This window comes from Rhodococcus sp. MT28, assembly GCF_058792695.1.
Window position 1 is genome coordinate 46,611 of the sequence record NZ_JBXAFD010000003.1, and the last position, 22,596, is coordinate 69,206.

General features: G+C 61.5%; 23 protein-coding genes. 16 read left to right on the forward strand and 7 right to left on the reverse strand.

What is annotated here, in order from left to right; all coding sequences use genetic code 11:
* Positions 1–20 precede the first annotated feature (20 nt).
* On the reverse strand, positions 21–1,007 hold the full coding sequence (locus tag AC1Q6C_RS12935) for a serine hydrolase (RefSeq protein ID WP_007729299.1): 987 nt from the start codon (positions 1,005–1,007) through the stop codon (positions 21–23).
* Between the two features lie 75 nt (positions 1,008–1,082).
* On the opposite strand from AC1Q6C_RS12935, the gene AC1Q6C_RS12940 reads away from it, so the two are divergent.
* From AC1Q6C_RS12940 to AC1Q6C_RS12965, 6 genes are all read left to right on the forward strand, one after another.
* Complete coding sequence (locus AC1Q6C_RS12940) at positions 1,083–3,422, forward strand: Tex family protein (RefSeq protein WP_007729297.1); 2,340 nt, start codon at positions 1,083–1,085, stop codon at positions 3,420–3,422.
* 104 nt (positions 3,423–3,526) lie between these two features.
* A complete protein-coding gene (locus tag AC1Q6C_RS12945) occupies positions 3,527–4,414 on the forward strand; it encodes a hypothetical protein (RefSeq protein WP_003942742.1) in 888 nt (295 codons plus the stop codon).
* Positions 4,415–4,503: 89 nt separating this feature from the next.
* Entirely contained in the window at positions 4,504–4,845 is a 342-nt protein-coding gene (rplS, locus tag AC1Q6C_RS12950; RefSeq protein WP_003942791.1) for a 50S ribosomal protein L19, read from the forward strand.
* 55 nt (positions 4,846–4,900) lie between these two features.
* Positions 4,901–5,704: a signal peptidase I gene (gene lepB, locus AC1Q6C_RS12955; RefSeq protein WP_003942787.1), complete on the forward strand. Its 804-nt coding sequence runs from the start codon at positions 4,901–4,903 to the stop codon at positions 5,702–5,704.
* Between the two features lie 50 nt (positions 5,705–5,754).
* A complete protein-coding gene (locus tag AC1Q6C_RS12960) occupies positions 5,755–6,435 on the forward strand; it encodes a ribonuclease HII (RefSeq protein ID WP_024487346.1) in 681 nt (226 codons plus the stop codon).
* A gap of 37 nt (positions 6,436–6,472) precedes the next feature.
* Entirely contained in the window at positions 6,473–6,778 is a 306-nt protein-coding gene (locus AC1Q6C_RS12965) for a DUF2469 domain-containing protein (RefSeq protein ID WP_003942715.1), read from the forward strand.
* An 84-nt stretch (positions 6,779–6,862) separates the two neighbouring features.
* On the opposite strand, the gene AC1Q6C_RS12970 is transcribed toward AC1Q6C_RS12965, so the two are convergent.
* From AC1Q6C_RS12970 to AC1Q6C_RS12980, 3 genes are all read right to left on the reverse strand, one after another.
* Positions 6,863–8,044: an RtcB family protein gene (locus tag AC1Q6C_RS12970; RefSeq protein ID WP_007734861.1), complete on the reverse strand. Its 1,182-nt coding sequence runs from the start codon at positions 8,042–8,044 to the stop codon at positions 6,863–6,865.
* 97 nt (positions 8,045–8,141) lie between these two features.
* Positions 8,142–8,360, reverse strand: coding sequence for a hypothetical protein (locus AC1Q6C_RS12975; protein WP_492666648.1), 219 nt, complete (start codon positions 8,358–8,360; stop codon positions 8,142–8,144).
* Positions 8,361–8,441: 81 nt separating this feature from the next.
* A complete protein-coding gene (locus AC1Q6C_RS12980; RefSeq protein ID WP_030535438.1) occupies positions 8,442–9,449 on the reverse strand; it encodes an iron-siderophore ABC transporter substrate-binding protein in 1,008 nt (335 codons plus the stop codon).
* A 144-nt stretch (positions 9,450–9,593) separates the two neighbouring features.
* Here AC1Q6C_RS12980 and AC1Q6C_RS12985 point away from each other — a divergent pair, with 144 nt between their 5' ends.
* Entirely contained in the window at positions 9,594–10,400 is an 807-nt protein-coding gene (locus tag AC1Q6C_RS12985) for a helix-turn-helix transcriptional regulator (RefSeq protein ID WP_007734863.1), read from the forward strand.
* A 114-nt stretch (positions 10,401–10,514) separates the two neighbouring features.
* On the opposite strand, the gene AC1Q6C_RS12990 is transcribed toward AC1Q6C_RS12985, so the two are convergent.
* Positions 10,515–11,249: a hypothetical protein gene (locus tag AC1Q6C_RS12990; protein ID WP_007734864.1), complete on the reverse strand. Its 735-nt coding sequence runs from the start codon at positions 11,247–11,249 to the stop codon at positions 10,515–10,517.
* 262 nt (positions 11,250–11,511) lie between these two features.
* On the opposite strand from AC1Q6C_RS12990, the gene AC1Q6C_RS12995 reads away from it, so the two are divergent.
* The 5 genes from AC1Q6C_RS12995 to AC1Q6C_RS13015 all read left to right on the forward strand — a co-directional run bounded on the left by AC1Q6C_RS12995 (position 11,512) and on the right by AC1Q6C_RS13015 (position 16,384).
* Entirely contained in the window at positions 11,512–11,868 is a 357-nt protein-coding gene (locus tag AC1Q6C_RS12995) for a YraN family protein (protein ID WP_039973464.1), read from the forward strand.
* On the forward strand, positions 11,868–13,376 hold the full coding sequence (locus tag AC1Q6C_RS13000; RefSeq protein WP_007734866.1) for a YifB family Mg chelatase-like AAA ATPase: 1,509 nt from the start codon (positions 11,868–11,870) through the stop codon (positions 13,374–13,376). The genes AC1Q6C_RS12995 and AC1Q6C_RS13000 overlap by 1 nt, the downstream gene beginning before the upstream one ends.
* A complete protein-coding gene (dprA, locus tag AC1Q6C_RS13005) occupies positions 13,373–14,500 on the forward strand; it encodes a DNA-processing protein DprA (RefSeq protein ID WP_007734867.1) in 1,128 nt (375 codons plus the stop codon). The genes AC1Q6C_RS13000 and dprA overlap by 4 nt, the downstream gene beginning before the upstream one ends.
* 460 nt (positions 14,501–14,960) lie before the next feature.
* A complete protein-coding gene (locus tag AC1Q6C_RS13010; RefSeq protein ID WP_003942721.1) occupies positions 14,961–15,320 on the forward strand; it encodes a histone-like nucleoid-structuring protein Lsr2 in 360 nt (119 codons plus the stop codon).
* Between the two features lie 293 nt (positions 15,321–15,613).
* The gene (locus AC1Q6C_RS13015) at positions 15,614–16,384 is read left to right on the forward strand and encodes a siderophore-interacting protein (protein ID WP_007734868.1); all 771 of its coding nucleotides are present in this window, start codon (positions 15,614–15,616) and stop codon (positions 16,382–16,384) included.
* On the opposite strand, the gene AC1Q6C_RS13020 is transcribed toward AC1Q6C_RS13015, so the two are convergent.
* The gene (locus AC1Q6C_RS13020; RefSeq protein WP_492666708.1) at positions 16,381–17,553 is read right to left on the reverse strand and encodes a multidrug effflux MFS transporter; all 1,173 of its coding nucleotides are present in this window, start codon (positions 17,551–17,553) and stop codon (positions 16,381–16,383) included. The two genes, AC1Q6C_RS13015 and AC1Q6C_RS13020, sit on opposite strands and share 4 nt — an antisense overlap.
* Before the next feature lie 84 nt (positions 17,554–17,637).
* On the opposite strand from AC1Q6C_RS13020, the gene AC1Q6C_RS13025 reads away from it, so the two are divergent.
* On the forward strand, positions 17,638–18,564 hold the full coding sequence (locus AC1Q6C_RS13025) for a tyrosine recombinase XerC (RefSeq protein ID WP_003942767.1): 927 nt from the start codon (positions 17,638–17,640) through the stop codon (positions 18,562–18,564).
* Positions 18,565–18,687: 123 nt separating this feature from the next.
* Entirely contained in the window at positions 18,688–19,797 is a 1,110-nt protein-coding gene (locus AC1Q6C_RS13030; protein ID WP_003942711.1) for a MinD/ParA family ATP-binding protein, read from the forward strand.
* Between the two features lie 25 nt (positions 19,798–19,822).
* Here AC1Q6C_RS13030 and AC1Q6C_RS13035 read toward each other — a convergent pair whose 3' ends face one another.
* On the reverse strand, positions 19,823–20,323 hold the full coding sequence (locus AC1Q6C_RS13035) for a M23 family metallopeptidase (protein ID WP_047271297.1): 501 nt from the start codon (positions 20,321–20,323) through the stop codon (positions 19,823–19,825).
* A 307-nt stretch (positions 20,324–20,630) separates the two neighbouring features.
* Between AC1Q6C_RS13035 and rpsB the strand changes: the two genes are divergently transcribed.
* Together rpsB and tsf are read left to right on the forward strand one after the other, a co-directional pair.
* The gene (gene rpsB, locus AC1Q6C_RS13040; protein WP_003942709.1) at positions 20,631–21,488 is read left to right on the forward strand and encodes a 30S ribosomal protein S2; all 858 of its coding nucleotides are present in this window, start codon (positions 20,631–20,633) and stop codon (positions 21,486–21,488) included.
* 152 nt (positions 21,489–21,640) lie between these two features.
* Entirely contained in the window at positions 21,641–22,468 is an 828-nt protein-coding gene (gene tsf, locus AC1Q6C_RS13045) for a translation elongation factor Ts (RefSeq protein WP_007734877.1), read from the forward strand.
* The last annotated feature ends 128 nt before the right edge of the window (positions 22,469–22,596 follow it).

Genomic DNA, 22,596 nt, shown 5'->3' on the forward strand with positions numbered 1-22,596 from the left:
ACACGACCGCGTGGATCGACTCAGGGCCCGGAAGCTTCGGGCATCGCCGAATCCGCGGTCGTGGATGCCGCTGCCCAGTCGTCGATGCTTCCGCTCGGGAAGAGAATCTGCGTGACGCCGGTGACCGTGTCGCGAGCGTGCAATGCACTTTCGTCGTCGACGGCATCGGTGAACGAGGTGTCGGGATAGAAGCTGTCCTCATCCGTGTACTGGACGTCTTCTCGCGAACCGATTGCGATGATGTATCGGTTGTCGTCACCGACGATGCCGGTGGACAGATGGATCCACTTGTCCTCGACACAGCACATCCAGCCCTGTTTGACTCCTATGACGGGCTCGCCGAACAAGGCCTCGGGCAGGCCGAATCTCTGGTCGTAACCGTCGGTTCCTTCGGGAGTGGATTGCCGCAGGTACTCGACGAACTGCTCGACCCGTTCAGGTCCGAGTTGATCGGAGTCGTCGAGGACACCGCTGTAGAAGGTGACCAGGTCACGTGTCGTGGTCTCGGTGTTCCACCACATTCCGTCCCAGGGCGGCGTCGTCGCGGTCAGTGCATAACGCTCGGCGACGCGGGTGATCACCTCTTGGCCGCCGACCTCGTCCCACAGGAGGTTGGCTGCGGTGTCGTCGGAGGATTCGAGCATCGCCGCCATGAGGGTGCGATCGTCGTCCGTGATGGGTCGCTCACCGCGCGCATCCTGATGAAGTAGATCCTCGGCGATGAAAAGTTTTGCCACCGAGGCTGTTTCGATCTGCTGGTCACCGGCGACGTCGAGGTACTTGTCCGAGGAGCGGTCGAGGATGGCGATGGAGACGTCCGCACCACGCCCGAGCGCAGCTACCTGAGCCTGTCCCAGACGGCCGTCGAGGGTCTCGGCTACCGGAACATTGGTGTCGGGAAAGGCGGGGGTCTGCATCGGATCATCCGGGTTCTGTCCACCGCTGCACGAAGCCGCAAAAGTAACTGCGGCCACCATTGCGGCAATCCGGACGTACCGCGTACTCATTTGTTTCCCCCGGTAGCCCTGACACGGCACTGTTGCCGATCTTCTTGTCTCAGGATAGCGGTAGGGTCGGATCTCGTGATTCTCAAGACCGTGAACCAGCGCATTGCCGAGGAACTCGACGTCCGCGAAGGCCAGGTTGCAGCAGCAGTCGACCTTCTCGACGGCGGAGCCACGGTGCCCTTCATCGCCCGGTACCGCAAGGAAGTCACCGGCACGCTCGACGACGCCCAGCTGCGACTCCTGGACGAGCGGCTGCGGTATCTCCGCGAGCTCGACGACCGTCGTGACGCCGTGCTCACGGAGATCGACTCTCAGGGCAAACTCGACGATCAACTGCGCGGTCAGATCATGCTGGCCGAGACGAAAGCGCGGCTGGAGGACATCTACCTCCCCTTCAAGCCGAAGCGGCGCACCAAGGCGCAGATCGCCCGCGAGGCCGGCCACGAGCCCGTCGCCGATGCTCTCATCGGAGATCCCACCACCGATCCCGCGAAGTATTCGGACGAGCAGCTCGACGGTGCCCGGTCGATCCTCGTCGAGCGCTTCGCCGAGGACGCCGATCTGGTCGGTGAATTGCGTGAGCTGATGTGGAATCGCGGCCAGGTCGTCTCCTCGGTCCGCAAGGGCAAGGAAACCGATGGCTCGAAGTTTGCTGACTACTTCGAGTTCTCGGAACCGTTCTCCAAATTGCCCTCGCACCGCATCCTCGCCGTCCTGCGCGGCGAGAAGGAAGAAGTGCTGTCGCTCAACATGGCGGCAGACACCGAAGAACTCGCGCCGGGGGAGCGCACGGTCTACGAAGGCCGCATCGCGTCGCGGTTCGAGATCGCCGACCGTGGTCGGGCCGCCGACGGGTGGCTTCTCGACACCGTCAAGTGGGCGTGGAAGACGAAGTTCGCCGTCACGCTCGGTATCGACACTCGGATGCGTCTGCGGCAGTCGGCCGAAAAGGACGCCGTCGACGTCTTCGCCACCAACCTCAAGGATCTACTCCTCGCAGCTCCCGCCGGCGCCCGACCCACCATGGGACTCGACCCCGGATTCCGCACCGGAACGAAGGTTGCCGTCGTCGACGGAACCGGCAAAGTTGTTGCCTACGAGACGATTTACCCGCACCAGCCGCAGAACAAGTGGGACGCGGCTCTCGCGACGCTTGCCGGACTGGTCGCCGAACACGGCGTCGAACTGATCGCCATCGGCAACGGCACGGCCTCACGCGAGACCGACACGCTCGCTACCGAACTGATCAAGAAGACCGGCGCGCCCAACCTGACCAAGATCGTCGTCTCCGAGGCAGGCGCATCGGTGTACTCGGCTTCGGCCTACGCGTCGCAGGAACTTCCCGACCTCGACGTCTCGATTCGCGGTGCGGTGTCCATTGCGCGTCGCTTGCAGGATCCGTTGGCGGAGTTGGTCAAGATCGATCCCAAGTCCATCGGCGTCGGTCAGTACCAGCACGACATCACCGAATCGCTGCTCTCGCGTTCCCTCGACGCCGTCGTCGAGGATGCCGTCAACTCGGTCGGCGTCGACGTCAACACCGCGTCCGTGCCGCTGCTTGCTCGGGTGTCCGGAATTGCAGGATCCCTTGCAGAGAGCATCGTCGCGCATCGGGACCAGAACGGTCCGTTCAAATCCCGCAAGGGTCTCAAGGATGTCTCCCGCCTGGGACCCAAGGCATTCGAGCAGTGCGCAGGCTTCCTGCGGATCACCGACGGCGACGACCCTCTCGACGCGTCGAGCGTCCACCCGGAGGCATATCCGGTGGTTCGCAAGATCGTCGCGAGTGCAGGCGGGGACGTGCGCACCGTGATCGGAAACTCGCAGGCACTTCGATCGGTCAAGGCGTCCGACTACGTCGACGAGCGATTCGGTCTACCGACCGTCACCGACATCATCTCCGAGTTGGAGAAGCCGGGACGAGATCCACGACCCGAATTCAAGACCGCAACCTTTGCCGCAGGTATCGAGAAGGTCGCGCATCTCAAGCCCGGCATGACCCTCGAAGGCGTGGTCACCAACGTCGCAGCCTTCGGTGCCTTCGTCGACATCGGAGTTCATCAGGACGGTCTGGTTCACGTCTCGGCGATGTCACACAACTTCGTCAAGGACCCACGCGAGGTCGTCAAGTCAGGTGACGTCGTCAAGGTGAAGGTCCTCGAAGTGGACGAGGCACGCCAACGCATCGGGCTGACGCTTCGTCTCGACGACGAGGTGGGAGCGCCCCGCAAGTCCGAAGGCCAGCGAGGTGGGCAACCCCAGCGTCAGGGCCAGCCGCAGGGCCAGCGTCAGGGGCAGGGTCAGCAACGAGGAAATGGCGGACGCCAGGGCGGACGCGAGCAGCGACCGGACAACCGCGCGCCTGCTGCCGGGTCGATGGCCGACGCTCTGCGCAAGGCGGGCTTCGGCAAGTAAATCCGTCCGCCGGGTTTTCGAAGTCCGTATCGTCACAATCGAGTCGGTTGGCGGTATGAATCCGATCAGGGTCGGATCATGAATTCGGTGAAGGGAGGACAGTGATGCGGGAGTGGCTCGAGCGCGAGATCATCGCCCATGGCCGATTGCCGTTGCTGTTCTTCCTGCTCGGGTTCCTGTCCGCCTTCCTTTTCATCCGCCTCAGCGTCCGTATGATTCGCGCGCAAGTGAAATGGTGGCCGGGCAACATCGCGCCCGGAGGCCAGCATGTGCATCACGTCGTGTTCGGTGTGATCGCCATGATGATCTCCGGTGGTGCGTTGATCGCGGTCTACGTCGATGGTTCGCAGACCACCGGTGCCGTCCTGGCGGCGATCTTCGGTATGGGTGCGGCGTTGGTGCTCGACGAGTTCGCACTGATCTTCTATCTGAAGGATGTGTACTGGTCCGAACAAGGTCGGACCTCGGTGGATGCGGTCTTCGTCGCGATCGCCGTGACCGGTCTGGTGCTGCTGGGTTTCCGCCCGCTCGAACTTCTCGACGTCGCCGGATTCCGTGAAGAACGCGATCCGTGGATCAAATTGGTCTTCGTTTTCGTCGCGTTGATCAACTTCGCCTTGGCAGCCATCGTGATTCTCAAAGGGAAGATCTGGACGGGGCTCGTCGGCCTGTTCGTTTTCCCGTTGCTGGTAATCGGAGCGGTCCGCCTGAGCCGGCCGGGTGCACCGTGGGCTCGCTGGCGGTACACGCGCAAGCCGAAACGGATGAACCGCGCGCTCGAACGCGAACGGAAATGGCGTCGGCCCGTCATCCGGGCCAAGATCTACGTCCAGGATCTGATAGCCGGATCGCCGAGCGTCGAACATGCGATGACCGCGGCCGAGCAGGAACTGGACCACACCATCCACGCAGCTCCGCCGCCACCGATTTCCCCGCTGGTATCCGCGTCTGGCACAATGGACGGGTTGCCTGGACCAGGCAGCAGCACTTGATCTGGGCACGAACCAGACGAGCGCCGTTTCGGGAGACCGAAACGCGTGCCGCTCGGTTCCTCTGCTCCTGCGAAATACAAGGATGACATATGAACACCCTGGACTTCCTGGACAAAAAGTCGCTCCGCGACGACATCCCCGAGTTCCGTCCCGGCGACACGCTCAACGTGAACGTCAAGGTTATCGAAGGCTCCAAGGAGCGCGTGCAGGTCTTCAAGGGCGTCGTTATTCGTCGCCAGGGCGGCGGCGTTCGCGAGACCTTCACCGTCCGTAAGGTCTCCTTCGGCGTCGGCGTCGAGCGCACCTTCCCGGTTCACAGCCCCACGCTGGCCTCCATCGAGGTTCTGACCCGCGGTGACGTCCGTCGCGCCAAGCTGTACTACCTCCGTGAGCTTCGTGGCAAGAAGGCGAAGATCAAGGAAAAGCGCTGATCTTTCCGATGAGCCCGGCACCGCGTACGCGCGGTGTCGGGCTAATCTGGTTTCTGTGGCAGATTCTTCGAAGGAGCAGGCATTGTCGTCCGGACCCGAGAATCACGAGGGATCAAGCGGTTCCGCGGAACCGACCTCACATCGGCCGCAGAAGAAACAGCGATCGTTTCTGCGAGAACTCCCTGTTCTGATCGGCGTAGCGCTGGTACTCAGCATCGTCCTTCAGGCATTTGTCTTCAGAGTTTTTCTCATCCCATCCGAGTCGATGGAACCGACACTGCACGGCTGTGCGGGATGTACCGGTGACCGCATCGTGGTGGAGAAGATCGGATACCGCTTCGGCGATCCGGAACCCGGCGACGTCGTCGTCTTCAAGGGACCCGATTCGTGGAACACGAAATATGTGTCCAATCGGTCCGACAACGTTGTCGTCCGCGGTATTCAAGAGGTCGGTTCGTGGGTCGGCCTCGTTCCGCCGGACGAGAACGACTTGGTCAAGCGAGTGATCGCTACCGGCGGCCAGACCGTCGAATGCTGTGACGATCAGGGCCGAGTCCTGGTCGATGGCAAGCCGCTCGACGAGCCGTACATCAAGATGGATTTCCCGTTCACTCCGGGAACGCAAACGTGTGACACCGAATTGAAGTCGGGCCGCTGCTTCGGACCGATCACCGTTCCCGAGGGCCACGTGTGGGTCATGGGTGACAACCGCAGCAATTCCGCCGACTCGCGCTACCACGTCGACGACGAGTTCCAGGGAACCGTCCCGATCGACAACATCATCGGTCAAGCTCGTTTCATCGTTCTTCCCCCGTCGCGAATGGGCGGCATCGATGCGCCTGATATTCAGGGCAACTGAGTTGTCGGACCGCACACATGGATTCGCGTAGTTCCGAGTAGGCAGAGACAGTGAGTAGTTGGCCCCCTCGCGTTGTCATTCGCAGATCGGCAGGTCTGCGGACGATGGAGTCTGCGTTGGCGCGAACCGGACTCGGACCGGTGGCCGGCGTCGACGAGGCCGGGCGCGGAGCGTGCGCTGGTCCACTTGTCATTGCAGCGTGTGTCCTGGCGCCGAAACCGCAAGCAGCCCTCGCGCGGCTCGACGATTCGAAGAAGCTGACCGAACGTGCGCGCGAGGAGCTTTTCCCGGCGATCAAGCGCTTGGCGTTGGCGTGGAGTGTCATCTCTGTTCCCGCTGCGGAAGTCGATCAGATCGGCATCCACGTCGCCAACATCGAGGGGATGCGACGAGCAGTTGCGGGCCTCGACCTCGAACCGGGCTACGTTCTCACCGACGGATTCCGGGTTCCGGGTCTGACGGCTCCGTCGCTACCGGTCATCGGCGGTGACGGCGCCGCTGCATGCATCGCCGCGGCGAGCGTTCTCGCGAAGGTGACCCGAGATCGTGTGATGACCGAGATGGACGACACTCATCCGGGATACGGCTTCGCGATTCACAAGGGATACAGCACGCCACTGCACATGGACGCACTCGACGAGCTGGGGCCGTGCCCTGAGCACCGCATGACCTATGCCAACGTGGTGGCTGCGGGAGTCCGGTTGGAACAACGCGCGGGCCGTACGGGATGATGGACGTTCAGACGAACTGGGAGGACTGGCTAAACCGATGAGTGCCGAGGATCTCGAGAAGTACGAAACCGAGATGGAGCTGTCGCTCTACCGTGAATACCGGGACATCGTCGGACAGTTCTCCTACGTCGTGGAGACCGAACGACGTTTCTACCTGGCCAACACGGTCGAGTTGCTGCCCCACAATTCAGACGGGGAGATCTACTTCGAGCTGCGGATGTCCGACGCCTGGGTGTGGGACATGTACCGCCCGGCGCGATTCGTGAAATACGTACGCGTCGTGACCTTCAAGGACGTCAACATCGAAGAGCTGGACAAGCCGGATCTGCGCCTTCCTGACTGATCTGCGCTTGCCGGACTGATCTCGACAACGAAGTGGCCCGCCGATATCGGCGGGCCACTTCGTATTTCGCGGAGTTGTGCGGGGTCAGTTGCCCTTGACGTTCACAATCTGACGCAGCGTGTGTCGAATCTCGACCAAGTCCTTCGCGTCGTCCATCACGACGTCGATGTCCTTGTACGCACCCGGGATCTCGTCGAGGAACGCCGCGGAACGCTTGTATTCGATGCCGACCATTGCCTTGTCGAGATCTTCGATGGTGAAGGTCTTGCGTGCCTGGTTACGTCCGTACACCCGACCCGCGCCGTGGGGGCTGGACTTGAACGACGGTACGTTTCCCTTCCCGACGACGACGTAACTCGCCGTCCCCATCGAACCGGGGATGAGCCCGGGCGTGCCCTCGTCTGCCTTGATCGCACCCTTACGGCTCAGCCACACACCCCTGCCCATGTGGAACTCCTTCTGGGTGAAGTTGTGGTGGCAGTTGATCCGCTCGACTTCGTCGATGATCGCGGGTTTGCCGTCTCCCATGAAGTGCGCGAAGTCCTTCACGACGCGGTCCATCATCTCTTCGCGGTTGAGCAGAGCGAAGTGCTGAGCCCAGTTGAGATCGGTGATGTACGAGTCGAATTCGGGCGTCTTCTCGACCAGGTAGGCAAGATCCGGATCGGGAAGGTTGATGTACCACCGCTCGCACAAGTCCTTGGCGATCTTGATGTGATGCTGCGCGAGCTTGTTTCCGATACCGCGGCTTCCCGAGTGCAGGAACAGCCAGACGCCGTCGCTCTCGTCGAGCGTCACCTCGATGAAGTGGTTACCAGAGCCCAGCGTTCCGAGCTGAAACCTCCAGTCGTTCTTGAACTTGTCGTAGAAGGACAGGCGATCGCCCGCCATCGCCTCGAGTTCTGCGATGCGGATTTTCGCCGTGTCGCTCAGCGTCTTGTTGTAGACACCTGCCGAGAGCGGGACGGAGCGTTCGATGCTGTGGCGAAGTACGGTCAGGTCGCGGCCTTGAAGGTCGCGTGCGCTGAACTGGGTTTTGACCGCGATCATTCCGCAGCCGATATCGACTCCGACGGCGGCGGGCATGATTGCGCCTTCCGTCGGAATGACCGAACCCACCGTCGCTCCCGCACCGAGGTGCGCATCCGGCATAAGCGCCAGATGTGGACGGACAAAAGGCATCTGGGACGTACGCAGCGCTTGCTCGCGAGTGTTCTCGTCGAGTATCGATGCCCAGTTCCACAGCCTCTTGGTGATCTTCTCCATCAGATTTCTCCCACATAGTTCACAGCCGAACCGATCGGTCCGGTGTGTCGTGCAGGAATGACCATGCGCTCGGTCAGTGGTTGTGTGCAACCCCTTTTCAGGTTCGCAGGCCGTCTGCGAGTTCGTAGATTCGTCCGACGTACTTCTCCTGGAAGGCTTTTCGGGCAGCATCTGCTTGTTGCCGTGCGCCCATCTGGGAGTAGAGGTACTCGAGATGAACCAAACTCTCGCCGATGTCGACGCGTCGCTGGTCGAGAACCGTCAGCTCGTCGACCAGTCGAGCCAGTTCTAACGCGGTGTCCGGTACCTCGTCCATGGTGATCCTCGATGTCCGTGAGTGCTTCCTGACCCCGAGGCTAACACTCTTCGAACATATTTTCGATACCCGCCCTGTAGTTTACTTCGACAACGTGGCTGTCAGTTGGTCGATGGCATACGGAATGCTCAGGACGGTATTGCCGGACATCGCCGCGCCGACGGGTGGATCTGCGGTGTACCGCACGACCATCGCATTTCCGCTCTTCACGGCGGGTAGTCGCTGGTAGAGCGTGTTGCCGGCGAGGGCCTTCTCTCCCTCCGGGTCGGCCATCACGATCAAACGATCAACGGGTTCGAGGATGTCGTATCGCTCGTTCGGCATCCAGTCGCCGAACTGGTCGCCGACGAATGCGTCGACGGTCGCGGGGAGGGTGAACCCGAGTGACGAGAGGAAAATGCCGCGTGGGTCGTGCGACGAGAACACGTAGCCCTCGGGAGTGTCGAGGTTGACGATCGTTGCGGTTTGCCCGGCAAACTCCGGGTGTGCAGCGCGGGCGGCGGCAAACGCGTTTTCGGTATCTGTGATCAGTTGCTGAGCTTGTGGTCCTTTGCCGAGGGCGCGCCCGGCGGTGAGCGTCATGTCGGTCCACGGCGTTGTGTACGCGTCGTAGTCCTTGCTCTGCGCGACAGTCGGCGCAATCGAGGTCAGCTTCTTGTAGGTTTCCGTGTCGATGTCGGCGTACAGCGCGAGGATCAGATCTGGTGCGAGGGAGGCGATTTGCTCGAAGTTGAAGTCTCCGCCGCTGTTGATGTAGGTCGGAGTTTTCCCCTTCCAGTAATTCTTCGTCCACGGCCAGCTTTCATCCATGCCGGACCCCCACCATTCGGCCATGCCTACGGGTTCGACTCCCAAGGCGAGCAGTGGTTCGTGATCGGTGTATCCGAGTGTCACTACCCGCTGCGGTTCGGCATCGATTGTCGTCGAACCCTGTGCGTGCTCGATCGTCACGGGGAATGCGTCGTTGCTCTGGGTCGCTGATGCGGTGTCGACGCCTTGCGAGGTTCCACAGGCGGTCGAGAACCCGATGATCGCGGCCGTCGTGAATAAGGCGGCGAGGATTCGGGTGCTATGTGAGGGCACGTGCATGCTCCTTCGAAGTGGTGGGCGAAGTGATCTGAGGTCCGCGTGAAGTGCTGAGCTGGTCGCGTCAGCAATAAAGTGAGGCTAACCTTTGCAGGATCGTCGGTCCATCCTTCAGGATGGACTCGGATACGCCCAGAAAGACGCAAAATGTCCACTATCGAGTACTCGACTCGCCCAAAGTCCTTGCTAGCGCTGCCCGATAGTCGCGGACGGACATTCAAAGATTTTCAGGTCTACACCAACGTCGTCGAGGGCGTGACCGCGTACGGGGCTCACCGCCACCCGGAGCATCAGATCGCCTGGATGAGTGAAGGGACGATGCAGATTGCTGCCGGGGGCAACGTGTGGCACCTGCACAGCGAGCACTTGGTCTGGTTGCCGGGCACCGTTCTCCACGACATGACGCTTCTGTCGGCGGGATGCATGATCGCGGCCTATGCGCGTCCGGATCTACGCCCTGGCGGGCCCAGGTGGACTCAGCCACTGGTTCTCGAAGTCGATGCTCTGTCCGCTCAATTGCTGCGCCATCTCGCAGATCGGACCATCGACGATGCTCGGCGGTTGATGAGTCAGGAGTTGCTCTACGACATTCTTGCTGCCGCGCCCGAACGGCACGACGTCCTCGCGGTTCCTCGCAATGCTGCGGCGAGTTCGGTTTCTGCCCGCATCCTTGCCGATCCGGCAGACTCGCGAACATTAGGGGAGTGGGCGGGTGAACTCGGGGTCAGTTCCAAGACTTTGATGCGTGCCTTTGTCGCCGATACCGGGATTACCTTCGGACAGTGGAGGACTCGCGCCCGAATGTATGCGTCGCTCGAGATGCTCGCGCGGGGTGAGGGTGTCAACGACGTTGCCCCGCAGGTGGGTTACCGAACCAGTAGCGGGTTCATCGCCGCATTTCGGGAAACCTTCGGTACGACGCCGGCCCGGTACGGCGGAAAGCTGACGCGGTGATTTGCTGATGATTTCTTGAACTCGGTTGACGGCAAAGCTTTGTTCGGCAACGTAGAAATGGGCCGAGCTACCAGCATGTGCTGGTGGCTCGGCCCATTTCTAATTCGAACTGAGTCAGCTCATGTTGCCGAGCACATTGCCCAGGACACCGCTGATGACATTGGTCATCGACCCCTGCGGATCGGTGAGGGAACCGAATACCTGGCCCGATCCGGAGTTGAGTGAGCCGAAGCCCATGTCCTCGAGGCTTCCGGCGCCCGCCTCGACGGGGTTCGGCTGCCGGATGGTGACGCACACGCCCATCGGATTGATGTTCCAGTCGCCCGCCGCCAGCACAATGTTGGTGCCGGCGCCGCTGTCGAGCTGAGAGCCGACAACTGCGTTATCGGGAACCTTGTAGGTGGTCTCCAATGCGATGATGCCGCCACCAGCAGTGGTCCATCCGCCGCCCTTTGCCACCACGGAGTTGTTGCCGACGACGACGGTCTTGGTGACGTCGTCCCACTTCTGGTCGCCGATAAGCCATTTGACGTTCAGGCGAGCCTTGACCAGCTGGAATCCTGCCGGGTGGAAATCGCGGATCTGATTGACGAGTGCTCCCGAACCGGAAACCTTTGTCAGGTAGGTGACCGTCTGTCCCGGGGCGACCTTGCCGTCGCCGACAACCTCCTTGCTGACGGTGTACGGCGTCCCGAGGGAACCGGCCCAACTGTCGGTGACCGACTGGTTGAGCGCGCATGCCGGTGCTGCTTGCGCCACCGAGGCTCCAAGTCCAACAGTGACGCCGGCGGCGATGAGAACGAGGGATGTAGTGGTTGCTACTGCGTGGCGAAGTGAGCGGCGGGCCATGTAGAACTCCATTCAGCGGGGTGCGTGACGGTTTGAGCAAAACTGTAACTAGTTCTACTGGACTTTCGTCCAAGATGTGGCTGATTTCAGAAAATTGTCAGGTTTCGGGTCGCCGTTGGTGTGTCGCGCTGCCGAATTCCACAGGTTCCGAGTTGTGAACAGGTTGTTTTCGGATGGCTTGGTTTTGTGGTGGTGGGTTGAGGGTGGTGGTTGGGACGCGTTTCGTATGGGCGGGCGCGGGGTGTGAGTGGTGGGGGCTGCGATGGCGAGGAATATGGCGTTGGGGGCTCGGGGCGAGGATGTGGCTGTCGAGTTCCTGATTGATGCGGGTTTGGAGATTGTCGAACGCAATTGGCGTTGTCGGTACGGCGAGTTGGATGTTGTTGCGACGTCCGGTGATCGAATTGTGTTCGTGGAGGTGAAGACTCGCTCGGGTGCCGGGTACGGGAGTCCGGCGGAGTCGGTGACGTTCGCGAAGCAGCGTCGGATTCGGGTGTTGGCGATGCACTGGCTCACTGATTCGGGCCGGTCGTGGTCGAGGGTCCGTTTCGATGTGGTGGCGGTGTTGATCGGCCGGGACGGCGTGCCTTCGGTCGAGCATTTTGTGGATGCGTTCTGATGGCGTTGGGGCGGGCGCATTCTGTTGCGGTCAGTGGTGTGGACGGGCAGATAGTGGAGATCGAGGCGGATATCGGGCGCGGGTTGCCTGCGGTGCATTTGGTGGGGCTGCCTGATACGGCGTTGCACGAGTCGCGTGATCGGATTCGAGCGGCGGTGACCAATTCTGGTGAGGAGTGGCCGGACAGCAAGGTGATTTTGGCGTTGTCGCCGGCGACGTTGCCGAAGGTGGGCAGTGTTTACGATTTGGCTTTGTCGTTGTCAGTTCTCGATGCGGCGAAGAAGTTGCCGCGGAAGTTGTTGCGGGAGACTGTGTTTTTGGGGGAGTTGGCGCTCGACGGTCGTTTGCGGACGGTGCGTGGTGTGTTGCCTGCGGTGCTTGCGGCGAAGCGGGCGGGGTGGGGGACTGTGGTGGTTCCGGCTCGGGCGTTGGCTGAGGCGGGCTTGGTGAAGGGGATCGAGGTGCTGGGCGCTGACGATCTGTCCGCGGTGATCGGGTGGTTGCGTGGGGAGTTGGCGCTTGCTGTTCCTGATGTTTTCGAGCGTGCTGGTGTGGTGGCGGTGCGGGATTTGAGTGAGGTTGTCGGGCAGACGGATGCTCGGTGGGCGATCGAGGTTGCTGCGGCGGGTGCGCATCATTTGATGTTGACGGGTCCGCCGGGGATCGGGAAAACGATGTTGGCGCAGAGGCTTCCGGGGATTCTTCCGCCGTTGACGGAGGGGGAGTCGTTGGAGGTGACGGCGATTCATTCGGTGGCGGGGGTGTTGCCGGAGGATCGGCCGTTGATCGATATGCCGCCTTTCATTGCGCCGCATCACAGTTCGTCGGTCAGTTCGCTGGTGGGTGGTGGTAGTGGGATGGCTCGTCCTGGTGCGGTCAGCCGCGCCCATCGCGGCGTGCTGTTTCTCGACGAATGTGCCGAGATCGGGGTGAAGGTGCTCGAAGCGCTACGCACACCACTCGAAGACGGGGAAGTGCGAATCGCCCGGCGGGACGGAGTTGCTCGGTACCCGGCGCGGTTCCAGCTGATCCTGGCCGCGAATCCGTGCCCATGCGCGCCGCCGCGAGACGCGGACTGCGTCTGCGCACCCGCGGCGCGTCGCCGTTACCTGGGGAAATTGTCTGGCCCGTTGTTGGACCGAGTCGACATCAGGGTCCGGATGCAGGCGGTAGCAACCGGAGCGCTGATCGACGAAGTGGGGGAAAGCACCAGCGATGTTCGTGCGCGCGTGGCGGCAGCTCGAGACACTGCAGCCCAGCGGTGGAGTGAGTACGGGTGGCGGACCAACGCGGAGGTGCCAGGGCCGGCGTTGAGACAGAAGTTCAGACTCTCGCGTGCAGCGCTGGCGCCGGTGGAACGGGCGCTGCGTAAAGGTGTCATCACTGCTCGTGGGGCGGACCGAGCGTTGCGGGTTGCCTGGAGTGTCGCCGATCTGGCAGGTGAGGCGATGCCCGGACCAGACCAAGTTGTCACCGCACTCGACTTCCGAGACAGGGGATTCCAATGACTGCGCACGATCCGCGACTACTCGCTTGGGCATATCTGTCCCGCGTCGTGCAGGGCCCAAGCGCGTATATGTCCATGTTGATCGACGAGCTCGGGGTCGAAGAAACTGCGAGGGCGGTCCGCAACGGCGATCTGCCACCCGCGATCGAGGAGAAGACACGAGCCCGCGCTCACATCGACACAGCCCAACGAGACCTCGACCTGATGGAGGCGATGGGTGGCAGGCTCGTAACACCGAACTGCGCCGATTGGCCGGCGTGGCGAATGCTTTCCTTCGACGGACTCGATGCCTCCGGGGGTGAGACGGCGCCATTTGTGTTGTGGGTGTTGGGGTCCGGGGATTTGGTTGATCTGACCGAGAGGTCGGTTGGGATTGTCGGCACGCGAGCATCTACTGCGTACGGCGAACACGTGACGGCAGAGATTGCCGGTGACCTGGCTGTCGACGGATGGACCGTGATTTCCGGGGCGGCCTTCGGTATCGACGGGGCCGCGCACCGCGCTGCATTGGGCGTAGGTGGAACCACACTGGCTGTCTTGGCCTGTGGCGTGGATCGAGCGTATCCGTCAGGGCATGCGCGACTACTCAAACAGATAGCGAGTTCGGGTGCAGTGATAAGTGAATATCCACCGGGCACAACACCTGCAAAGTTCCGGTTTCTGGCAAGGAATCGACTGGTAGCTGCGTTGTCGGACGGAGTAGTGGTGGTCGAGGCGGGTTGGCGCAGTGGTGCACGCAATACCGCCAATTGGGCTCGGAAGTTAGGCCGTCCCGTGATGGCGGTGCCCGGACCGGTTACCTCGGCATCGTCGACCGGATGTCACCGGATGATCCGCGAAGGTGAAGCGCAACTCGTTTCCAATGCCGTGGATGTAGTCGAAGCGTCAGGCCCATTTGGTGTCGGGGATTCCGCGGAGGATGCGGCCGCGACGCGTGACATCGACGCATTGCGAGGCAATTCTCGATTGGTATACGAAGCATTGCCGGGAACGGGGTCTCGCAGTACGCGTGAGTTGTCCGAGGAATCGGGATTGCTCATAGCTCAGGTTCGTGCCACTCTTCCTCTGCTCGAACTGGAGGGATTTGCAAGTTCTGATTCCAGTGGTTGGTTTCGGACGCGGTAGTACGTGAACTACTTCTGCGCCCGTCAGACCATGCGTGGCGATGCTCACTAATCGTTTGTGAAGACCGTGAATCGTCAATACCCGCAGCGCATCGAAAATGGCACGTCAGGGCTATCTTTCACGAATTTGCTCGACTGTGTGCAATGTAATTCTCGATGCTTTCGCCGACCCGACCTGCAAGTTCGACGGGTCTCAGGAAAGCCTCAGGTCAATGTGCGTGGAAGTCCGATTAGTCTGGATCACGATGACGGCGGGCATTGATTGACACCCGGCATCCGAGGGATGAATGTGCAGAATTTTCAGGGTCGTGTTCGGTCGAGGCAATGCCGCTAACCCGCTGCTAATTCGGACCATTGAGTCTGTTCGGAAACGGTGAAGGCTTTCGAACTTCTTTTGTTCATCAACGCTCTATCTGTGTATTGTGAAGGAGAATTGAATCGATCATTGAAAGAGGAGTGCAATGGCTGAGAAGCTGATTCGGCAACTCATCGACGACCTTGATGGTAAGCCGATTGACGATGGATTCGGTGATCGAATTGAGTTCTCTTACCAGGGAACGGATTACGTGATCGATCTGCGCGCCACCAATGCAGAGAAGTTCGACGCTGCGGTGAAGCCGTTCGTGGAGGCTGCTGCGAAGGTGAGCGGGAAGCGCGGCAAGAAGGCTCAGGCTGCATCTCCGCAGGCCACATCAGGTTCCGGACGCTCCAAGGAGACGCTCCAGGCCATCCGTGACTGGGCAGGTAAGAACGGTTACGAAGTTGCTCCGCGTGGGCGTATCAAAGCGGAAATCATCGACGCTTTCGACGCTGCACACTAGATTGAATTAAATACACCTCTGGCTCTCGGCGAACTCGCCGGGAGCCAGAGGTGTATTTTACTGTTGCTTTGCCGAGTTCTCGGACAGCTTTGTCCGACAGGTCGTCCGTGTGAAGCTGATCAGATAATTCGTCTAAACAGCACCGAATTTACCCAGCAGATTGGTCGGTTTCTTTCGCTCTGCACAAAGGTCGACAGAGCGCTATGTGGAGTCGCCGGCGAGGTATTTCGCCCTCGTGCTGCAATTGTCGTGTACATTAGTTAGGTAACACTAACTTTCGGAAGGATCTTTCTGTGGCCAAGCCGACAACTGCATTGACGGTTCTGCGGACCGAACAATTGACCCCCCATATGGTACGAGTGTTTCTCGGGGGACCAGGCTTCGAGTCGTTCACTCCCAGCGAATACAGCGATTCCTATGTAAAGATCGAATTCGGCACTCCTGATCAGCCGACACTGCGCACCTACACGATTCGTTCGTACGATCTTGATGCCAAAGAGATTGCAATCGATTTTGTCGTCCACGGCGACATGGGTGTCGCAGGTCCGTGGGCCGCGTCAGTTCAGCCGGGCGCTGAGATTACTCTGCGGGGACCCGGTGGCGCGTTTTCGCCGTCACCAACCGCTGATTGGTATCTCTTCGTCGGAGACGAGACCGCAATACCCGCTATTTCCGCGTCGATAGCGCGATTGGCGCCGAATGCGGTCGGCTACGCCGTCGTCGAGGTCGGGGGACCGGAAGACGAAATCGCGCTCGATGCCCCAGAAGGTATTGCCGTGACCTGGCTGCATCGCGGGGCATCGTCCGACGCGGTCGGCGAAGAATTGGCGGGCGACAACGCTCCGGTTGTCGCCGCGGTCAAGGCGCTCGAGTGGTTGCCGGGCGAACCGCACGTGTTCATTCACGGTGAAGCGCAAGCCGTCATGCACAACCTCCGGCCGTACATTCGCAAGGAACGAAATGTCCCAGCGTCGGCTGCTTCTATTTCCGGCTATTGGCGTCGTGGTCGCACCGAAGAGGGCTTCCGGGTCTGGAAGTCCGAACTCGCTGCGGCCGAAAACTAACTCGCGGCGGCCGTGCCGCGAGTCAGCAACACGAGCGCAACGGCCGCGAGAACTCCGAAGGTGGGAATTGCGATTGCCATCGGAACTGCCGTGTCTTCTCCCGCAATTCCCACCAACGGCGAAACCAGCGCCGCCAAGCCGAACTGGCCCGCTCCCATCAGCGCTGAACCGGTCCCGGCCGCGTTGGTGACCTCTCCTTGGGCGAGAGCGGTCGCATTGCCCATGATGAACCCGATGCTCGAAATTGCCACGAACAGTGGGACCAAGATCAACCAGGTATTCGTGGAACTGAAAACCACGCTGGTGCAGAACAATACGGCGCCGCCCATGAGGAGTAGGCACACCCCGAAACGCAGCAGCGTGCGTGCTCCGACGCGACCGAGCAGGCGAGTGGTGATCATCGCTGCCGTGACCATTCCGGTGGCGTTCACTGCGAACGCGATCGAGAATTGTGACGGACTCAGCCCGAGAACGTTCTGAACGACGAACGGTGACGCGGAGATGTACGCGAACAAGGCGCCGAATCCGAAGACGAATGCGAGCGCATATCCGAGGTAGTGCCGATTGCGGACCACGTATCGCAGATTCGAGATCAGGGCCTTCAATCCGCCGCCGTGGCGTTGCTCGGGCGGAAGTGTCTCGGGAACGAGCAAAACGACACCAGCCACCATTACAGCGCCCGCGACCGCCAGGACCCAGAAGATCCCGCGCCACCCGACGGGGCCGAGAAGTGCGCCGCCGATCAGTGGCGCGACGACGGGAGCGATACCGCCGATGATCATCATGATGCTGAAGAGCTTCGCTGCGTCGTCGCCGCGCGCTCGGTCGGCAATACAAGCGCGGGCAAGAACGATGGCAGCGCCTCCACTCAAGCCCTGGACGAGTCGTGCACCGATGAGAAACTCGATGTTCGGCGCCACCGCGCATGCCGCGCCGCTCAGTGCCGTGATGATTGTCGCGGCCAGCAGTATTCGTCGCCTGCCAAGTCCGTCGGAGATCGGACCGATGATCAGCTGGCCGATTCCGAGGCCTGCCATGAAGGTGGTCAGCGTGAGCTGAACGCTGGCCGCAGTAGTGTCGAGTGCATCCGCCATCAACGGTAGGCCGGGCAGGTACATGTCGATGGACAGTGGAGCGATTGCGGAAATCAGTGCCAGTACGCACAACATCTTCAGAGGAATTGCTCGATTCACCGATCAACCCTATCGGCGAGGGAGCTTGCAGTTTCAATCGCGGCGAGCGAGCGTGTGTTCATGACTGACGCATTGCCGGCGAGCTTGAGCGTTCACCTCGATGCGTATGCCGAGCACCTCCGACTGAGCCGAGGCCGGTCGGAACACACGATCCGCGCCTACGTCGGTGACGCGCGGGCATTGCTGACCCATTTCTCCGCGGGTTCGGAGAATGCAGATCTCGACCGCCTCGACCTAAGTGTCATGCGTTCGTGGTTGGCCGCCCAGAATGCCGTAGGAACAGCCCGTACGACGGTAGCTCGACGGGCTTCTTCGGCGCGTGGGTTCACTGCGTGGCTCGCGCAGACCGGACGCATTTCCGTCGACCCGGGCACACGTCTGGCGGCTCCACCAGCTCGCCGGACGCTGCCGACGGTGCTGCGTCAGAGCCAGGCCCTCGACGCAATGGATGCGGCGGAAAGCGGTGCGCAGCAACAAGAGCCGCTCGCCCTGCGAGACCGACTCATCGTGGAATTGTTGTACTCCACCGGAATTCGCGTCGGCGAGTTGTGTGGACTGGACGTCGAGTCGGTCGATGCCGATCGACGATTGCTTCGTGTTCTCGGCAAGGGGAACAAGGAGCGGTCGGTGCCATACGGCCTGCCCGCAGAATCGGCACTGAACGGCTGGCTGGAGCACGGACGACCCGCGCTGTGTTCGGATCGATCCGGGCGAGCGTTGCTCCTCGGAGTTCGAGGCGGCCGGCTCGATCAGCGTCAGGCGCGTTCGGTGGTCCACGAAACCATGGCTGCAATTCCAGGGGCTCCCGACATGGGTCCGCACGGGCTTCGGCACTCGGCTGCGACACATTTGCTGGAGGGTGGTGCGGACCTTCGTGTGGTCCAAGAACTCCTCGGTCATGCGAGTTTGGCGACCACTCAGCTGTACACGCACGTGTCGGTCGAACGGCTTCGATCCGTCCACGATCAGGCCCATCCGCGCGCCTGATTTGTGGAGCGACGCGAGTTCTCGGCTGGTATTTGGTAGCGTCGCAGCTCAGAAGAGTGAACAATCGGCAAAGTTCGATCGTCGTGTCGAGACACTCGATTACATGCGATATCCGGGGGATTCGTGAACCGCCAAGATGTGAAGCACCTGCCGAACAGCGGCCAACCAGCCTGGCTGTCCGAATCGCCGCAACCGGCTCCCGAGCCGGCGCCGACGCCGGAGCCTGTGGCGCGACTGCAAGAGGTCTGGTCCACGCCACCGCCACCGTCGAGCCAACAGCAGGTGACAAACCAGGATCTGGTTGCCGAAGCTTTACTGAAACGCCCGAAACGGACGCCGCGTGGCGGCTGGCGTAGGGGATTGCATCGTGCGACCGGAGGTGTGGTCAATCTGGGGGATTCGACCAACGAACAGCGCAACCGTGCACTGGCCGCCCGAATCGAGCAGCCGATCCGCAACGACTACCGAGTCGCTCTGCTCTCGCTCAAAGGGGGAGTGGGCAAGACGACGGTCACGGTCGGACTCGGTGCGACGTTTGCTTCGCTGCGTGGTGACTGCGTCGTGGCGGTTGACGCCAATCCCGATTTCGGGACCTTGGCACAACGTGTTCCGCTGCAGACCAATTCGACAGTGCGCGATCTGATTGCTGCTAGACCGGACATAAAGAGCTATTCGGACGTTCGAGTGCACACATCCCAGTCGTCGAGTCGTCTCGAGGTGCTGGCGAGTGAGCAGGATCCGGCGATTTCGGAGGCATTCAGCGAGGCCGACTATCGCCAGGTCATCGACATCTTGCAGGTCTACTACAACATCATCCTCACTGATTGCGGTACCGGGATCATGCACTCGGCGATGAACGGCGTTCTCGATCTTGCCAATTCGTTGGTTCTGGTCAGTTCGCCGGCAATCGACGGAGCGCGCAGTGCAGCGGCAACGCTCGACTGGCTTCAGTTGCACGGATACGGCCATCTGGTCGAGCGGACCGTCGTCGTCATCAGCGCCGCCAGACCAGGGTCGAGCGTCATCGACATGGACGCGTTGGTGGACTATTTCATGCGTCGATGCCGCGCCGTCGAGGTCATTCCTTTCGACGAGCATCTCGCGGAGGGGTCGGTGATGGACCTCGAATTGATGCGACCGGCCACCAGACGAGCGTTCATGGAACTGGCAGCGATGGTGGCCGACGACTTCGCGGACGCTGTGGGTCGGCACGCCGTTTCCGAGTGGCACTGATTCTGCGACCGATTTCTGCGACCGATCAGCCTCCTTTCAATGGCTTGAGCCTGAGCGGTTGCGACCGAACCAGTCCGAGTGGATCGAGATACTCGCGTCCTCTGCGCAAGCCCCAGTGCAAACATGCTTCGACAGCGCACCCTTCGTGCCCGGTTTCGAGGGTTCCGATCACTGACCTGGCTGCGACGCGTTCACCTGTGCGAACGACTGCGGTGACGGGTTCGTAGGTCGTGCGTAGGCCGCCGGAATGATCGATCGACACCGTCGGCTTTCCGGCGACCACTCCCGCGAACACCACGATGCCGTCACCGGCCGCGAGGACGGATTGGCCGGCGCTGCCGCCGAGATCGACCCCGCGATGACCCGGCAGCCAGTTCTCGGCCGGTTTGTCGAAAGCGCGTTCCACGTGCGGCCGAGGAGCGAGCGGCCAGTCGAATCGCGTGTCTGCTGACGCCGTGCCTACGGCGACACAGCAGGAGATCACGGCGAAGGCCACGCCTCGTCGAGCTCCGCGCAACATCGTCATTCCTTGATCTTGCGTGGAGTAGCGCACGCTTCAATGCAGATCAGACGGGTAATCCACAAGGTAACCGCCGATCCACAACCGCCGGTTCGGTCTGTTGCTTCCGGGGTGGTTATGGCATCGGGGGACGAGGACGTACACTTGTCGAGCGGTCTGTGCTCGCACAGTCCGACTTCGCGCGCCCGCGCACGTTTTCCGGCCTCGGCTGGTCCTGGTTCTCACGAAACAGGTCCGACGGCCGTGCGGGTGCCAGGGCAGGGATCACCCGATCGCCTGCATCAACCGGATTGAAAGTTTGAGGTACACAGCCATGGCTGTCGTAACCATGAAGCAGATGCTCGATAGTGGAACCCACTTCGGACATCAGACCCGTCGCTGGAACCCGAAGATGAAGCGATTCATCTTGACCGACCGCAACGGCATCTACATCATCGACCTCCAGCAGACGCTGACGTACATCGACAAGGCGTACGAGTTCGTCAAGGAGACCGTTGCCCACGGCGGCACCGTTCTCTTCGTCGGTACCAAGAAGCAGGCGCAGGAGTCCATCGCTTCCGAAGCGACTCGCGTCGGAATGCCCTACGTCAACCAGCGTTGGCTCGGCGGCATGCTCACCAACTTCACCACCGTTCACAAGCGTCTGCTTCGCCTCAAGGAGCTCGAGGCAATGGAGCAGACCGGTGGATTCGAAGGTCGCACCAAGAAGGAAATCCTCATGCTCACGCGTGAGATGACCAAGCTGGATCGCACCCTTGGTGGTATCCGCGACATGGCCAAGGTTCCTTCCGCGGTGTGGATCGTCGACACCAACAAGGAGCACCTGGCAGTTGCCGAGGCTCGCAAGCTGAACATCCCGGTCATCGCGATCCTGGACACCAACTGCGACCCCGACCTCGTCGACTACCCGATCCCGGGCAACGACGACGCCATCCGTTCCGCAGCACTGCTGACCAAGGTTGTCGCTTCCGCGGTTGCCGAAGGTGTGCAGGCACGTGCAGGACTGAGCGCCGACAAGGACGCGAAGCCCGAAGCCGGCGCAGGCGAGCCCCTCGCCGAGTGGGAGCAGGAACTGCTCTCGCAGGCAGCTCCGGCCGCAGAGGCTGAGGCAGCTCCGGCTGCAGAGGCTGAGGCAGCCCCCGCCGCAGAGGCACCGGCCACCGAGGCCTGATTCGTTGAAACCGGCCCTGACCAAGAGTTCTTTTGGTCAGGGCCGTTTCACCGTTAGGCCCGAGCACCACCGTCAGGCCGTGCTTCACCGTTAGGCCGTGCTTCACCGTTAGTCCTAGGTCCGAAACAGACACATGAGGAGGCTCGCTAATCATGGCGAACTACACCGCCGCTGACGTCAAGCGGCTCCGTGAGCTCACCGGCTCCGGAATGATGGCATGTAAGAACGCACTCGCAGATGCAGACGGCGATTTCGACAAGGCCGTCGAGCAGCTGCGCATCAAGGGCGCGAAGGATGTCGGAAAGCGCGCAGAGCGCACCACCGCTGAGGGTCTCGTCGTCGCCAAGGACGGCGTCATGATCGAGATCAACTGCGAGACCGACTTCGTCGCCAAGAACGACGAGTTCATCAAGCTGGCCGACGAGATCGTGACCGTCGCTGCTGCTGGTAAGCCTGCTGACCTCGACGCTCTCAAGGCGCTCGAGCTCGACGGCAAGACCATCGACACCGTCATTGCGGAGCAGTCCGCGAAGATCGGTGAGAAGCTCGAACTGAGCCGCGTCGCTTCCTTCGACGGCCCCGTTGCCGTTTACCTGCACAAGCGCAGCTCCGACTTGCCGCCCGCTGTCGGCGTTCTCGTCGAGTACACCGGTGAAGGCGATGCTGCTGCTGAGGCCGCTCGCGGCGCTGCAATGCAGGTCGCAGCACTCAAGGCGAAGTACGTCACGCGTGACGAGGTTCCCGAGGAGATCGTCGCTTCCGAGCGTCACATCGCCGAAGAGACCGCCCGCGCAGAAGGCAAGCCCGAGCAGGCACTGCCGAAGATCATCGAAGGCCGCGTCAACGGTTACTTCAAGGACGTCGTTCTGACCGAGCAGTCTTCGGTCACGGACTCCAAGAAGACCGTCAAGGCGATCCTCGACGAGGCAGGCGTGACCATCAAGCGCTTCGTGCGTTTCGAGGTCGGCGCCTCCGCTTAATTCGGAGCCCGCACACATGGACCCCGCCTGAAGAGCATTTGCTCTACCGGCGGGGTCTACGTGTACCTGGGGCCTCCGATGAGGCAGGATGAGAGTGCCTCGGGACGAGTCCCGGGGGCTTTCCTATG

Bases quoted from the DNA above. Each gene is read 5' to 3' on its own strand.
- AC1Q6C_RS13025 (WP_003942767.1), top strand. From the start codon at position 17,638: ATGACTGACGCATTGCCGGCGAGCTTGAGCGTTCACCTCGATGCGTAT.
- AC1Q6C_RS12980 (WP_030535438.1), bottom strand. From the start codon at position 9,449: ATGCACGTGCCCTCACATAGCACCCGAATCCTCGCCGCCTTATTCACG.
- AC1Q6C_RS12935 (WP_007729299.1), bottom strand. From the start codon at position 1,007: ATGAGTACGCGGTACGTCCGGATTGCCGCAATGGTGGCCGCAGTTACT.
- AC1Q6C_RS12985 (WP_007734863.1), top strand. From the start codon at position 9,594: ATGTCCACTATCGAGTACTCGACTCGCCCAAAGTCCTTGCTAGCGCTG.
- dprA (WP_007734867.1), top strand. From the start codon at position 13,373: ATGACTGCGCACGATCCGCGACTACTCGCTTGGGCATATCTGTCCCGC.
- AC1Q6C_RS12975 (WP_492666648.1), bottom strand. From the start codon at position 8,360: ATGGACGAGGTACCGGACACCGCGTTAGAACTGGCTCGACTGGTCGAC.
- tsf (WP_007734877.1), top strand. From the start codon at position 21,641: ATGGCGAACTACACCGCCGCTGACGTCAAGCGGCTCCGTGAGCTCACC.
- AC1Q6C_RS12990 (WP_007734864.1), bottom strand. From the start codon at position 11,249: ATGGCCCGCCGCTCACTTCGCCACGCAGTAGCAACCACTACATCCCTC.
- AC1Q6C_RS12995 (WP_039973464.1), top strand. From the start codon at position 11,512: ATGGCGAGGAATATGGCGTTGGGGGCTCGGGGCGAGGATGTGGCTGTC.
- AC1Q6C_RS13010 (WP_003942721.1), top strand. From the start codon at position 14,961: ATGGCTGAGAAGCTGATTCGGCAACTCATCGACGACCTTGATGGTAAG.
- rpsB (WP_003942709.1), top strand. From the start codon at position 20,631: ATGGCTGTCGTAACCATGAAGCAGATGCTCGATAGTGGAACCCACTTC.
- AC1Q6C_RS13020 (WP_492666708.1), bottom strand. From the start codon at position 17,553: ATGTTGTGCGTACTGGCACTGATTTCCGCAATCGCTCCACTGTCCATC.
- AC1Q6C_RS12970 (WP_007734861.1), bottom strand. From the start codon at position 8,044: ATGGAGAAGATCACCAAGAGGCTGTGGAACTGGGCATCGATACTCGAC.
- rplS (WP_003942791.1), top strand. From the start codon at position 4,504: ATGAACACCCTGGACTTCCTGGACAAAAAGTCGCTCCGCGACGACATC.
- AC1Q6C_RS13035 (WP_047271297.1), bottom strand. From the start codon at position 20,323: ATGACGATGTTGCGCGGAGCTCGACGAGGCGTGGCCTTCGCCGTGATC.
- AC1Q6C_RS12945 (WP_003942742.1), top strand. From the start codon at position 3,527: ATGCGGGAGTGGCTCGAGCGCGAGATCATCGCCCATGGCCGATTGCCG.
- AC1Q6C_RS13000 (WP_007734866.1), top strand. From the start codon at position 11,868: ATGGCGTTGGGGCGGGCGCATTCTGTTGCGGTCAGTGGTGTGGACGGG.
- AC1Q6C_RS12965 (WP_003942715.1), top strand. From the start codon at position 6,473: ATGAGTGCCGAGGATCTCGAGAAGTACGAAACCGAGATGGAGCTGTCG.